This window comes from Desulfosporosinus shakirovi, assembly GCF_020595055.1.
GTDB classification, from domain to species: domain Bacteria; phylum Bacillota; class Desulfitobacteriia; order Desulfitobacteriales; family Desulfitobacteriaceae; genus Desulfosporosinus; species Desulfosporosinus shakirovi.
Window position 1 is genome coordinate 390,230 of the sequence record NZ_JAJDOO010000001.1, and the last position, 13,891, is coordinate 404,120.

A 13,891-nucleotide genomic window follows, 5' to 3' on the forward strand; every position below is an offset into this window, starting at 1 on the left:
CCTCTATGCTAAATAACGAACCCACTGAACCAAACCAAGCCCGAGCCCGGGTTCTCTTTGACCTCATTGCAATTGGGCTCGTCGTGGCGGTTCTTACTAGTATTCACTATACGAATTATCATTACGAAGTGGATTATCACATTCTTTTACAATTCGCCTATTATCTCCCGGTTATTTATGCAGCTATGCGTTTTGGACCTGCCGGGGGGATCATATCAAGCTTTATTATAACGTTGCTTTTTATACCGCTTATGTGGCATATGCAAGCCGATTTAAGCCCAGCTGCTAAGTATACACAATGGGTGGAGGTCGGCTTAATCAACGTAATTGGTTGGTTAACGGGCATTTTGACTGAAGAGGAACGGAAGGCGAAGCGCAAATATAAGCTGGCGCTAATGATTCAAAAAGAATTGGTAGAAAAGTTAAAGCGAGAAGGGCAGGAACGTGAACGATTGGAGGGTGAGATTCGGCAAACTGAACGAGTGACCGCGCTGGGGCATATGAGTGCCGGCTTAGCTCATGAAATACGGAATCCCTTGGGGATAATAAAAGTGAGCATCCAAATGCTGGCCCAAGAAAAATGCGACGATGGAGTCGTTTCGGAATACTGTCGGGTACTTCTGGAAGAATGTGAACGGTTAAATCGCTTGCTGAGCGAGTTTTTGTCCTTTGCCCGACATAAAGAGCTGGTGCGGGAAGGGATTAGGCTGGAAAAACTCTTGGACGAAGGAGTAACACTAGTCCAGCCAGCCCTGAGGCAAAACAATATTAAGTTAGAACAAGCGCGAAGCCAGGTTGAATTGCAAGAAGTTGAGGTGGACCCGGACCAGATTAAGCAAGTCATACTAAATATTTTACTCAATGCCATCGATGCCCAGGGGGAGGGTGGAGTGATTCTGTTAAGTGGGGTTCAGGAAAAGGGTTTTGTAGGTTTCGCAGTTAGTGATGAGGGACCCGGCATTTTGCCGGACGCCTTGCCTTACATTTACGACCCTTTTTTTACGACGAAGGAAACAGGGACTGGATTAGGGTTATCCGTTGTGCACCGTATCCTTGATCACCACGGGGGGAAGATATCCATAGCAAATCGGAGTGAGGGTGGGGTTCGGGTGGAAATATTGTTACCATTATCCCATTAGGATGGGATAATGATTGGATTTATCCTTCCAGGAATGAAGTTGCTTACAAGCTACAAATACACCTCTAAAAATAGTACAGTCACTTAGAGTAAAGAGAATAATGGGAAAACAAAGGCTAGAGGCGTCACTATCGCTTCTAGCCTTGTTTTCTATCCGAAAAATGTTATGGGAAAAGAGGTGTTTATTAGATTATGGAAGAATAGAGTGAAGATACAGGAAAAGGGTCGTGAAGGATTTTAACAGCCAGTAGGATTGATACTTGACTAAGAAAATGGATTGCTAGAGAAGAGGTGTCTAAAAATGAACACTGAGCCAGTAGTAACTATAAAGGATCTTAAAATGCGATTTGGTTCGAAAGAAGTACTAAAGGGTATCAATTTGGAAATATACAGTGGCCAGATTATTGGGTATATTGGGCCAAATGGGGCGGGAAAGAGTACCACTGTTAAAATACTGATGGGTTTGGTGGACCGTTATAATGGTCAAATCAGAATCCTTGGAGAGGATATCTCGAATGGCAAAGTGGAATATAAACGAAAAATAGGCTATATGCCTGAAACTGTAGAGATATTCGAAAACCTGACAGCCTATGAATACCTTACATTTATTGGAGAGGTTTATGGAATGAGTTTGGAACAGGTAAATAATAAGGCCAAAAAACTTATGGCTTTACTTGGCATAGAAGATGTCTACCACTCAAGAATATCATCTTACTCAAAAGGCATGAAGCAAAAATTGCTGATTATTTCCAGTTTGATACATAACCCGGAGATATTGTTTTTAGATGAACCCTTAAGCGGGCTGGATGCCAATAGTGTGATGATCGTAAAAGAGATTCTGGCAGAGCTGGCAAGGTTGGGAAAAACCATATTCTATTCGTCGCATATTATGGATGTTGTGGAGAAGATTAGCAACAGAATAATATTAATCAATGAGGGACAAATAGTTGCTGACGGAAGCTTTGACGAACTTAAGGAAAAGAGCAGAAAAGGCTCCCTCGAACAGATATTTAACCAGTTGACTGGTTTCAATAGGCATAAGGAGATTGCCTGTGAATTCATCAATGAATTGCAGGGAGTGTAAGTAATGCGGGATTTTTGGATTTTGAAGGTCTTAGATTTTTTGGGTTTTTTTATCAAGTTATGGGAATCGATTATGGGGTTATGAGAAAAATATTGCAAATTAAGCTGTTGATGGATCAGAGAAGAGCGCCTTCCGTACTGATAAATTCTAAACATAAAGATGAAGAAAATACTTTCTATAAATCTTTAATAACTTATGGGTTAATGGGTGCATTTTTCGCTATTATTATGCTCCTGCCTTTACCTATGTTCTTAAAAATGAATTTAATCATTGGAATGTTAATCTTTATGATTACCATGACGATGGTGTCTGATTTCTCGGCGTTATTGCTGGATACAAGAGACAAGGAAATCCTATTAGCAAAACCTATAAAGCCTCAGACTGTAAACGCTGCAAAAATAACTCGTATTTTAATAAATTTCTTAACGATTACGTTTGTCATGGCTGGACCGTCGTTAATAGTAGGGCTCTTTAAATATGGCCCTCTATTTTTGGGCATATATTTTTTGGATTTGCTGCTTATCTCAGGACTGATTCTTTTCTTAACTTCACTTTTGTATTTTTTGATGCTTTTATTTTTTGATGGAGATAAGCTCAAAGATATCATCAATTACATGCAAATTATCTTATCCTTTGTGATGATGATTGGGTATCAATTCACGGGTCACATTATGAGTTATATTGACTATAACATAGGTTTTGTTTTCAAATGGTGGATGTATCTGCTTCCTTCCGCTTGGTTTGCAGCCCCTTTTAGTCTGATATTGGAGAACAGGGCAGAGAATCATTTTCTGTATTTGAGCCTTATAGGAGTAATAGTCCCCATGTTACTTCTAATAATATATTTCGGAGCAGTTATCAAATATTTCGAAAAAAACCTGTATAAACTCGATAAAGTCACAGCAAAAAAACGTAGAACTGTAGAAAAGAGAGCGATACTCTACCAAAAACTAATATCGCCTTTTATTCCAAATAACCTTGAGAATGTTTTTTGCAGGTTTACCTAAAATATGATTTCCAGTGAAAGGAGTATAAGGCTGCGTCTATAGCCTAATCTTGGCTTTGCAACATTTCTATCTGTCATTATGTTGGTTAATAGCTTTATCGTAAATAAATCCTTAAATGAAGCTCTAATAGATATTTCCCAAGGAGCTTATTACCTTTTTATATATCTTTCTGTTTCTATGCTTGCATCAACTGTCATGACAATAAATTCAAGCGAGAATTATAAAGGAGCATGGATCTACAGAACTTTGCCCATTGAGTTACCAGGTGTAATGCTAACGGGAGCGCTAAAGGGTTTCATATTGAAGTATCTTATCCCGGTATACCTTTTTGTAAGCCTAATCTTCGCTATACCTTACGGAATCCGTTTAATACCCCATCTGATCTTGATATTCTTGAACATGATGATATTAATTATTTTGATTTTTAAATGGTCAGAAAATGGGCTGCCCTTCAACAAGGATTTTCAACATAAAGAGGACAATAGGGTTTTGTTTAGTTGTTGGTTCTTTTGCATTCTGTGCTATATCGGCGGCACTGCATTACGTTTTGAGAGATGTACCTGTCGGATTGTTGATATATATTATTGCAGTGCTTATTGTGTCCGCTGTCCTATGGAAAAAAACTAGTGCAAAGATTACCTGGAAAGACGTCTAGCCCCTAGTCTGCCCTTGACCTGTGACTCTTGCAAAAATTCGACAAAATTGCAGAGAATCGTGTAACATAGGAGTAAGATCTAGAAAATATAAAAGGGTGAAAAGATTTGGATCAAAACAACAGTGATGGCGTTTTTGAAATAAATCCCTATTCAGTTGAGACGAATAACTGGGTTAAAAGAGGCTGGGACATACGCGTAAATAATTTTCCAGCTGAGATATACTTTGATTATCCGACCAAAACAAAAAGTGTAAGTTTAACCGGAACTGCTTGCTCTCTCAATTGCGCACATTGTGGGGGACATTATCTCAAAGGAATGACAGATGTCAAAGAGCTAACCTCCCAGTTGTGTTCGGAGCTTTCTTTTTCCAGCGCATTAATCAGCGGTGGATGTACTCAGGACGGTAAGGTTCCTTTTTGGAACCGCTTAGACCTCTTACAGGAGCTAAAGAATAGGCAGGTTCGTTTAAATTTTCATGTAGGACTAATTAGCGAAAAAGAGATTCAGCTGCTTAAAGGGTTAGCAGATGCAGTTTCTTTTGATTTTGTTGGAGATGAGGATACTATACGTGAAGTTTACGGTCTCGAGCATAAATTAGAGGATTATATTCGGGTTTATAAGGATTTGCGTAAACAGGCAAGAATTATTCCCCATTTAACACTTGGCTTAAAAGGGGGTATTTGGAGTGGAGAGGAAAAGGCATTGGATATTCTTGAGGATTTAGGCTTGGACGGATTGGTGTTGAACGTATTTATTCCAACTCCGGGCACCCGTTATGCTGACCGAACTCCCCCGAATTTAGAAGAGGTCATCTGTTTTCTGGCTAAAGCAAGGGTACGCTTCCCTAAAACTTCTCTCGCACTTGGTTGCATGCGCCCCAAAGGAAGTTATCGTCAAAAGCTTGATCAGGCCTCGGTGGCCTTGGGAATCAATAGAATTGTGATACCTACTCCGAAGGCTAGGCATTTAGTAGAAGAAAAAGGGCTGATAATCAAACGAGGTGAGGAGTGTTGTGCTCTATGATACGTTGTTCGGTAGGAACTGCCAAAGTATTAGGTCTAAATAACATAAAAACAGATGTCTTGCCAACGACTGCCTATCTGATGGTAGGAGAACATTGTAAGTTTAATTGTGCCTTTTGTGCTCAAGCTCGCGATAGCAGGTCGAAGACTAACTTACTTTCCAGAGTAGTTTGGCCGGAATTTCAAGAACACGAGGTTGTTCAGGGCTTGAAAATACCCGAGGCCCAAAAGGTCATGCAGAGGGTTTGTTTTCAGGTCGTCCAAGATGGCAAGGCATTAGAGGAAGCCAAAGGTCTGGTTACAACCATAAAGAATGAGAGCCCCAATATGCCAATCTGTGTCTCGGCAGGGCCGCGAAGCCTCACCGAGATTGAAGATTTGCTTAAGCATGGTGTGGACCGGGTAAGTTTAGCGCTCGATGCTGCTACTCCAGAGGTTTTTGCTTTGGCCAAAGATGGATCTTGGGAAAACCGCTATGAATTGCTCATTGAAGCGGCAGGTAAGTTTCCGGGACATATTGGCACCCACCTTATCGTAGGGCTGGGGGAAACCGAAGAGGAAATGGTCAAAATCATACAAGACATGTATGATAAGGGAATCACTGTAGCCTTGTTCGCATTTACACCGGTAAAAGGGACCCGCATGGAACAATCACCTAAACCAGAGTTGAATCATTATCGCCGGATACAGGTTGCCCATTATTTAATCCGCAGGAAATATGCTCGAGCAGATGAGTTTATCTTTCGAGCGGGCAGGATTGCAAGTTTTTCTATGCATTTAGACCAGCTTTGGGATTATCTCTCTTTAGGTGAGGCCTTTCAGACCTCTGGTTGTTCAGGATGTAACCGTCCTTATTATAATGAATCCCCCAGGGAGGAATTTTATAACTATCCAAGACCGCTTACCCCTGAAGAAACGAAAAAATCCTGGCAGGAACTCGTTTCTGGTTTAGAAAAGTAGGTGGAAAAATGAAAACGTGGAGATATCTGCCTTACTCGGTTTCTACTGGCTCTGAAAACATGGCAATCGATGAATCTATCATGGAACTTATGCAAAAAGATAATAGTAACCAACCAGTTTTGCGGTTTTATGGCTGGAAGCCTGCCGCTTTATCCCTGGGTTATGCTCAAAGTTATGCTAAGGAAGTGGATGAAGAGGCCTGTCGTGAGGCTAATATTGATGTTGTTCGGAGGCCGACTGGTGGCAGGGCTGTGTTACACCAGTATGAACTAACCTACAGTATTATTGTTCCGGAATCTGAGGAACATGTTAAGGGGACCATCATTAAATCCTATTTGAAAATAAGTGAGGCATTATTAAAAGGAATAAATGCAGTTGGGGTGCCGGCTGAAATAGTTGCTCAGGCAAATTCTTCACACACTGGAACAGCGGCTTGTTTTGATGCCCCTTCGTGGTATGAACTAGCAGTAGCCGGAAAAAAGCTTGTAGGAAGTGCCCAAATGCGCAGAGATGGAATTCTCTTGCAACATGGCTCTATAATCTTGCATTTTGATACAGAACTTCTATTCAGACTTCTAAAATTACCAAACCAAGAAGTTCGGCAACGTTTGGTAAAGAGCTTTAAGGCCAAAGCCTGTGCCTTGGATGAAGTATGGACGCGACCGGTGACAATCGATGAGCTGGAAAAAGAGATATGTTTAGGATTTGAGGAAATTATGGGTATAAGACTTGTCCCTTCAGTTCTGAGCAAAGAAGAGAAACTTATAACAGAACAACTAGTTAAGAAATATAACTCGCAGGAGTGGACAATGAAAAGGTAAATATCGAGATATGTCTCGGAAAATTGTCCGGAAGGTATATATAACTTCTGGACAAAGGTGGCACCGATTGTTAGCAGTTATCATCATAACTAATATGCAAATAAATTATGGAAAAAACATTAAGCAAAGACTAAAGAAATGAAGATTTCTCGAAAGGGCTCCTTATCGAAAGCACTTGAACAAGCTTAAAGGAAATTTGCCCGAGTCAATTGCGTTAGAAGGGACGTTAAGCCCACATGATTGTTATGTTGAAAATTTTAAGCACCTTGTTCCTCGTCGTTTGGCTTCTTCGGAGGCGTGTTCAAATTGGACATGCTATGTTAGCTGGTTCGATGATCTTATTTTTAATTGCTTCGCCAACGTGGGAAAAAGCATCTACTGCGCTCCGAGCCACCTTACTGGAAACCAGCACATGGGAAGTTGTGCTGGCGATGTTTTTTGTCATGTGTCTAGAGTTCCTTTTGAGAACAAGTGGAACCATAGAAGGCTTTATGACTTCTATGAAAGCACTGTTGCGAAGTGATCGCGTGCTGCTTGTCCTTATGCCTGCTTTCCTTGGCCTGCTTCCCTCACTGGGTGGAGCGATGTTCTCTGCCCCCATGGTTCAGCACGCAAGTAAAAAGTACTCCCTCACTTCGGAAAACAAGGTGACAATCAACTACTGGTTTCGCCATATTTGGGAATATGCGAACCCCATTGTGCCTGCCTTAATCCTCGGCAGTCAAATTACATCGATCCCCTTAGGTTCATTAGTCACTCACATGGGAGGATACACATTCCTGGCACTGATCCTGGGGTGTTTATTCCTTTTAACTGGGAAGAAATTTCGTCCTCGTGAGCAGTTCGAAAATCAAACGGAGCTCGAAGTTTCCGCTTCGTTGGAAACCACACTTGTTGACGCATCTGAGATCAGAACTTCCTCGCGGTCTATGCGTTACCTACTCCTCGCTCTTGGTCCTATTATTGTGAACATCATCCTTGTTGTCAGCTTCCACTTTAGTGCAGCGGTATCCATGGGTTTAGTCGTTCTTGGAATGGTTTTGATTCTCCGCATACAACGGGAACAAGTAATTCGGATGTTGAGTAAGTCCTTTGACTTAAAACTTCTTTGGGGAATTCTCAGCATCATGTTATTTCAACATACCCTGACGGCTTCAGGCTTAGTTCAGGAACTTGTCGCGCTTTTGCAAGGAGTAAGTCTTCCCATCTCAATTATGATCGGACTCTGTGCTCTAATGGTCGGAGTTCTTACAGGATCACCTCAAGGCGTCGTCGCCATTACCTTTCCCATAGTTGCAGTCCTAGCGCCGGGGAATGTGAATACCGCCACAACTGCGTACGTGATGGGTATAGCCGGATCGATGCTCTCACCGGCACATCTTTGTCTTATTGTAACTGGAGAGTACTTCAAGGCAGACATATTCAAGTCTCTGCGCCCTGTACTATTTCTTGAGGGTATCATCGTTGCAATTGTTATCTTAACTCAGTGCATATAATGTGTATATTGGTTCCCTATTAACTAGTTCTAAGATGAATTTTGCTTACAACTCTGAACATTGTGACCTTTTACCCATAAAATGGTATAATGGCAGCATGGGAACGTGTTAAACGATGTGTCTGATAAGGGCATTTGAAAATAAAAGGGGAGCTAATTATGTCATTATCTCGAGAAGATAAAAAGTACACGTTTGCAGACTACTTAACATATCCAGAAGATGAAAGATGGGAAATCATTGACGGAGTACAATATCTGCAAGCATCCCCAACACCTGTACACCAAGAAGTACTTACGGAATTAGTAAGACAAATTGCTAATCATTTGATAGGCAAACCATGCAAAGTATATCCTGCTCCTTTTTGTGTAAGATTGCCATTAGGCTCAGAAAAAATGAGTATGAAGTAAAAAATATTGTTGAACCCGATATATCCATTATCTGTGGCAAATCTAAAATTGATGATAAAGGATGCAATGGAGCACCAGATATGATCATTGAAATTATTTCTCCTTCATCAATAAAATTGGATAGGGTTGTCAAGGTTCAATAAATATGAAAAAGCTGGTGTTAAAGAATATTGGATGGTTGAACCTGATCAAAAACTTGTGAGTGTAGTTGTAATGCAAATTAATCAAAGATATGGGAGGACTGAGATATATACCGAAGAGGATAAAATAGCGGTATCCATATTTCCAGATTTAGTAATAGACTTGAGTGAAGTTTTTACTTCGCAATAGATTTACAAAGCACATGCCGAAGGCCACACTTGAAGTGTGGCCTTCGGCATGTGCTTTGTAAAAATCGTTTAATCATCCCGAGACACCCACTTCTTCAAGTGGGTGTTCCTTATTCTACTTCGGTGACGATAGTTTCCAGTCCGATAGTTTCCGGTGGAGAGTATCGTCGAAGCCGTGGTCCCAATAGGAATGCCTACCAGCGTAGGATAGAGTATCGACGAGCACTTTTCCCAATAGGGACACTTGGCGCGAAGGAGGTAGACTCCATCCTACACCGCGAATGTATTCATCTGTGCATATGCCACATGTTATTTTAAAATCTACATCCTTTGGACGTCACGTATTTCCTTTGGGGGAATGAAGAAGCAACACGCCTCTCCGGTATCAATATAAAGTAATCAATAACGATAACTATAAAAGAGGTTGGAGCGGATAATGCTCCACCTCTTTTATAGTTATCGTTATTTGGAATTCATCGGACATTACATAGTAAAATTACATGTGTATCAGTATAATGAACAATTTTCTCCACAGTATAAGTTGAATTTCTTTTTAAGAGCAGTTCATCTTCTGTTTTAATGTTGCTGATACTTTTTAGACAAGCCGCATTAAAATGCCTTGGGACTTTTAAGATAAATAGTACATCCCCAGAGTATTCGATATTACCGTTAAAAAATAAAGTAGTACTTGAATAACCCTTTTCAAGAAACTTTTCTCCATTGTAGATACTTAAAGAATTAGTGAGTTCTTGGAAACCCTCTAAATCTATCCATCTAAAAGTAATTATATCCTCAGGAGTTGATGCTTTTTCTAAAGCAGAATCTATATGCTGAATTCGACTCTTATGCCTCGGATATCTACTATGACGCAAATGCTCGTTGAATTTGAAAGAACATGAAGTATATAGCTTGATGGTTTTAATCTCTTCCTGAGTCAGATGTTGTTCCCATGAACTGTAGTTTAGTTTACCCCATTGTCTAATGTCGTCTTCAAGTTCAAATATACGGAATGAATCATGAACTTTGAGATATTTTAATAAGTTGAAAACATTCTGTAAGGCCTTGGAAAAGTCTTGGTTATCAAGTTGAATAGATACATTTTCCTTGCCAAAGATTGATTGCCAGATTTCCTTGAATTCTTTAAATATAAAACATAACCTCCTTTGCTTAAAGGGTAGTTTTGTTTATATTTATTTGTATAACACCAAGAAATGACTAATATGCTTTAGGTTTATTTATAAAGGAAATTCTAATTGTATATTTTGACCGAAGAAAAAGAGCAACAACATGCGTTGTTACTCTTAAAAAGTTATTGTTATCTCTATTAATATCTACGGGCACCAAGATAACGAGAGGAGTAGAAGCTGTCACTAAGACTGGATGTTTTAACATCGCTTTGGGGGTTGCTGGCGTGAACAAAACGTCCTCCACCAATATAAATACCTACATGAGAGGCACCTTTAGCATAGGTTGAAAAGAATACTAAATCACCTGCACGAAGATCATTTTTGCTAACTGGAGTTCCCGAAGCGAATTGCGCAAAAGAGGTTCGAGGAAGAGATATACCAGAACCTGATAAGACGTACTTTGTAAAACCTGAACAGTCAAAGCCACTTTTTGTTGTTCCGCCAAAAACATAAGGCGTACCTTGCAAGCTAAGTGCACGGTCTACGATATTTGAAGAACCGCCGCTTCCGCGAGACAGGGTAGAAGCTACCATGACTGGTTGCTTGCTGGGGCCCTGAGCGATGACGCGATTGACTGGATTTTGCGTTACTTTTTCATCGATCACTTGTTTGGTAACGTCGATACCATTTTTTTGAACATAAGAATATGTTACTGTTTTTGAACCGTTGCTACCTTGCTCAATAACTTTCGTTTGCCCAACTTTTAAACTATTGTCATTCTTTGTTTCGACATCATAGGGAATAGTTTCTGGACCAGTAAATGTCCCTTCACTTACAACGGTAAGATAAGGAGCTGTAGAAACTAATTTAATAATCTGGCCGGGCTGTAATTTCGTATCCTTGCTCGTTCCCGGATTACCCGCTAATACTTCATCTGTTAACATATCGTTTTTGCGGGCAATCAGCCACCAAGAATCGTTGGGTTGTACAGTATAATCCTTTGTAGTTACTTTACCGCCAATCAACTCTTTGAAAGCTTGTTCAAGTGGTTTCATTTGATCTGGTTGGACTTCTGTTGCTTCAACACTAACCTGTTCGGCAAAACTAACGGAAGTCACCTTATTTTCCTCACTGGGTTTAACATAATAGTCTTCATACTCTTCAAGAAGTTTATCAGAATCCTCTTTACTAGGCAGATATGCGACAACTGAACCGTCTGCTTCTAACCTATAACCTTCAAGATAAAATCCTAATTTAGTTTCTAACGTTTCTTCGTTTAAAGAAGATTCAAAATAGACTGCGGGATTAACTCTGAGGGTTTCATAGGTGATTTGGTCATGGGTTTTGGCAACCACTCCAAATGGCTTACCTTGTTGTTTTAGAATCGTTGCGACGAGGTTTTTACCGGCATCAACATTTTTAACTAACCCAATTTGTTGGCCGTTAATCATAAGCGCAGCAGCGGCAGTCGTTGTCGAAAGATAATAGGTGAGACCGCCAGTTAGGATAACCACAATAGATAAACCACCAATGACGCGCGGTGATTTCCATGAGACTTTTTGTAAGGTATTGTTGAAAAATCGTTTGAGCAACGTTTTTTTCTGAGCCCAATTGAAATGTTTGATTCTAGCATGTATCGAACTTTTTAACCGTAATATGACCGGAGACAAATGCATATTTCTTTCACCTTTCTCAGCTTACGAGGTTAGTTGACGGATTCGGGCACAAGGTGTAAGCCCTACGCATATCGGTATGCGTTTCACCCCATAAAAAAGAGTCCCCCGCTCTAGGTATCCTAGATTCAGCCTTTGTTTTTTTACGTCGACATAGTATATTCGACATGATAGGGAAATTTCCTCTAAAGTTAATCGTAGAAATAAATGGTAATTGGCATTCCGAGACTTATTAGGAACCTGATTTCAGATCAACTTAGTACAAGATTTTATTGAGAGAGGCCTCGATCAATAATTTTCCTGACCCTTTCCGGCAATTCCGCGGCTTGCTCTTTGGTTAGTTTGGCAGTTGGGATGGGGTCAAAAATAGTTATCTCTACATGGGCTGGCTTAATTTTAAAGCCGTTTTGTTCCATTATCTTATACGAACCGCGAATCGTAAGCGGAACAATGGGAACACCGGCCTTCAACCCCAACTTCAAGCTCCCAGGTTTAAATTCGCCTAAGGTTTCACCTTTGCTGCGAGTGCCTTCAGGGAAAATGACCATAGAATATCCTTCTTTAAGATATTCTGCAGCCTGGTTTATAACTTTAAGAGATTGTCGTATATCTGAACGGTCCATAAAAACACACTTCAAATGAGTCATCCAGGTTCGAATCAAGGGTAATTTAAGAAGCTCAACTTTTGCAATAAATGCCTTAGGCTTGTCAATATAACCCAAGAGAATAGGGATGTCAAAATTCCCCTGGTGATTGCTGACGAAAAGAACTGGGCCTTCAGAAGGGATGTTCTCCTCCCCGCTGATGGTAACAGTAACGCCTGCAAGCTTAACGAGAGAGTGGGCCCATTTCTTTGCCGTTTGGTTTGTGAGCAGGTCATGTTCAACGGTTTTTCCCATTTTTTCTAATAGGTTAACTTTTAACAGTGTTGGTTGAATAGCCATGAGGTGTAACCAGAAATATGTAAACCATAGAATTGTTCGAAACATAAATGTACTCCTCATCCTTGTTTTTAGGATATTATACCAAAAATCAAGATACACAGAAACCTAAACATAACATTCCTGAGTAACCATTTCGTAAGCCGTCAGGATAAGTGCCGGACGCCGGGTAATGTTACTAAAATAAATTTATATATGTGTTAGCTGAGGAGGTCATTGAATCCATCACCATAATAGGTGCTGGAAATACCAATGGAGTTGTAAGGTGACAGTAATTAATAGAGAAGACTTGACAGCTGGCGTTAAGAAATTTATTATTAGTATAATAAAGATACTATAATTAGTATACTTACTTTCAGAAAGGTAATTCACAATGACACGAAGGTACAACCATTATTGTCCTGTGGCGTTTTCATTAGAGGTAATTGGTGGCAAATGGTCTTTTACTATCATTCGAGATTTGCTCACTAGGCCCCAAAGGTTTAGTGACCTGCTGCAGTACTCAAGCAACGTCACGCCTAAGGGACTTACGCTTGCACTCCGGCAACTTGAGGAGACTGGTATTGTTGAACGAGAGGAACAGCCGGGCCATCGCGAGGTTTGGTACAGGCTAACGCGTGCAGGTCAAGACCTGCGTCCTGTGGTGGAGGCAATGAAGGAGTGGGGCCTGAAACATGCAATGCGGCCACCATTGCCAGGCGAAGTGGTTCGCCCTGATCTAGCGATGGATGTCATTACAGATTCCCTCAATAAACGAGGCCGTAAGTTGCCTCAACCCACAACATGGTTGATGTGTTTCACCCATGGGGGGACCTATATCTTATCCTTTGATGGTGATCGATGGTCAACAAGTAAAGGAGAGCAAGCAGATCCGGACGTCCGAGTGACGGTATCTCCCGAAGCGTGGACGACATTTCTGGCCGTTAAACGGAGTGAGAGAGATCAGTATGTTCAATCGTTGCAACTTGATGGCTCACCCGAACGTGTCGAGGAGTTTTTACGGGCCTTTGTCGTTAGAGATACAATTTAATAACATCAAGGTAACGGTTTGGAAAACAGAGTAGCCGCCCTGTCTTTCGGGTCTATTATTTCAAGAGCGTTTTAGGCTTTTTTCAGAGTAGAAAAGGCTAACAAGTGTACATACGGGAGGAGTCTATTCGGAGTATTATTTAGTGAAGCGATTTTTTAGCCCTTCTATTTTGATTTAAAAGATTCACAGAGGAAAGGAGA

The 13,891-nt window shown here is 40.7% G+C and carries 11 protein-coding genes, 1 pseudogene and 1 riboswitch; of the genes and pseudogenes, 9 read left to right on the forward strand and 3 right to left on the reverse strand.

Annotated elements, in window-relative coordinates; translation table 11 throughout:
* The first annotated feature begins 5 nt into the window (after positions 1 to 5).
* From LJE72_RS01925 to LJE72_RS01960, 8 genes and pseudogenes are all read left to right on the forward strand, one after another.
* A complete protein-coding gene (locus tag LJE72_RS01925; RefSeq protein WP_229245775.1) occupies positions 6 to 1,139 on the forward strand; it encodes a two-component system sensor histidine kinase NtrB in 1,134 nt (377 codons plus the stop codon).
* 300 nt (positions 1,140 to 1,439) lie between these two features.
* The gene (locus tag LJE72_RS01930) at positions 1,440 to 2,222 is read left to right on the forward strand and encodes an ABC transporter ATP-binding protein (RefSeq protein WP_229245777.1); all 783 of its coding nucleotides are present in this window, start codon (positions 1,440 to 1,442) and stop codon (positions 2,220 to 2,222) included.
* Between the two features lie 14 nt (positions 2,223 to 2,236).
* The gene (locus LJE72_RS01935; protein ID WP_229245779.1) at positions 2,237 to 3,229 is read left to right on the forward strand and encodes a hypothetical protein; all 993 of its coding nucleotides are present in this window, start codon (positions 2,237 to 2,239) and stop codon (positions 3,227 to 3,229) included.
* 761 nt (positions 3,230 to 3,990) lie between these two features.
* Positions 3,991 to 4,908 (forward strand): radical SAM protein, encoded by a 918-nt coding sequence (locus LJE72_RS01940; RefSeq protein WP_229245781.1) that lies wholly within the window; start codon positions 3,991 to 3,993, stop codon positions 4,906 to 4,908.
* On the forward strand, positions 4,905 to 5,867 hold the full coding sequence (locus tag LJE72_RS01945; RefSeq protein WP_229245787.1) for a radical SAM protein: 963 nt from the start codon (positions 4,905 to 4,907) through the stop codon (positions 5,865 to 5,867). Before LJE72_RS01940 ends, LJE72_RS01945 begins: the two co-directional genes overlap by 4 nt.
* An 8-nt stretch (positions 5,868 to 5,875) precedes the next feature.
* Complete coding sequence (locus tag LJE72_RS01950; protein WP_229245789.1) at positions 5,876 to 6,688, forward strand: lipoate--protein ligase family protein; 813 nt, start codon at positions 5,876 to 5,878, stop codon at positions 6,686 to 6,688.
* 236 nt (positions 6,689 to 6,924) lie between these two features.
* On the forward strand, positions 6,925 to 8,184 hold the full coding sequence (locus LJE72_RS01955; protein ID WP_229245796.1) for a DUF401 family protein: 1,260 nt from the start codon (positions 6,925 to 6,927) through the stop codon (positions 8,182 to 8,184).
* 158 nt (positions 8,185 to 8,342) lie between these two features.
* A pseudogene (locus tag LJE72_RS01960) lies at positions 8,343 to 8,921 on the forward strand (Uma2 family endonuclease).
* 472 nt (positions 8,922 to 9,393) lie between these two features.
* Here LJE72_RS01960 and LJE72_RS01965 read toward each other — a convergent pair.
* From LJE72_RS01965 to LJE72_RS01975, 3 genes are all read right to left on the reverse strand, one after another.
* A complete protein-coding gene (locus tag LJE72_RS01965; protein WP_312038885.1) occupies positions 9,394 to 10,068 on the reverse strand; it encodes an ADP-ribosyltransferase in 675 nt (224 codons plus the stop codon).
* 176 nt (positions 10,069 to 10,244) lie between these two features.
* On the reverse strand, positions 10,245 to 11,723 hold the full coding sequence (locus LJE72_RS01970; RefSeq protein ID WP_229245807.1) for a C40 family peptidase: 1,479 nt from the start codon (positions 11,721 to 11,723) through the stop codon (positions 10,245 to 10,247).
* 3 nt (positions 11,724 to 11,726) lie between these two features.
* Positions 11,727 to 11,864, reverse strand: a riboswitch (cyclic di-AMP (ydaO/yuaA leader).
* A gap of 125 nt (positions 11,865 to 11,989) precedes the next feature.
* Positions 11,990 to 12,709: a lysophospholipid acyltransferase family protein gene (locus tag LJE72_RS01975; protein ID WP_229245813.1), complete on the reverse strand. Its 720-nt coding sequence runs from the start codon at positions 12,707 to 12,709 to the stop codon at positions 11,990 to 11,992.
* Positions 12,710 to 13,034: 325 nt separating this feature from the next.
* Between LJE72_RS01975 and LJE72_RS01980 the strand changes: the two genes are divergently transcribed.
* Positions 13,035 to 13,691, forward strand: coding sequence for a winged helix-turn-helix transcriptional regulator (locus LJE72_RS01980; protein WP_229245815.1), 657 nt, complete (start codon positions 13,035 to 13,037; stop codon positions 13,689 to 13,691).
* The last annotated feature ends 200 nt before the right edge of the window (positions 13,692 to 13,891 follow it).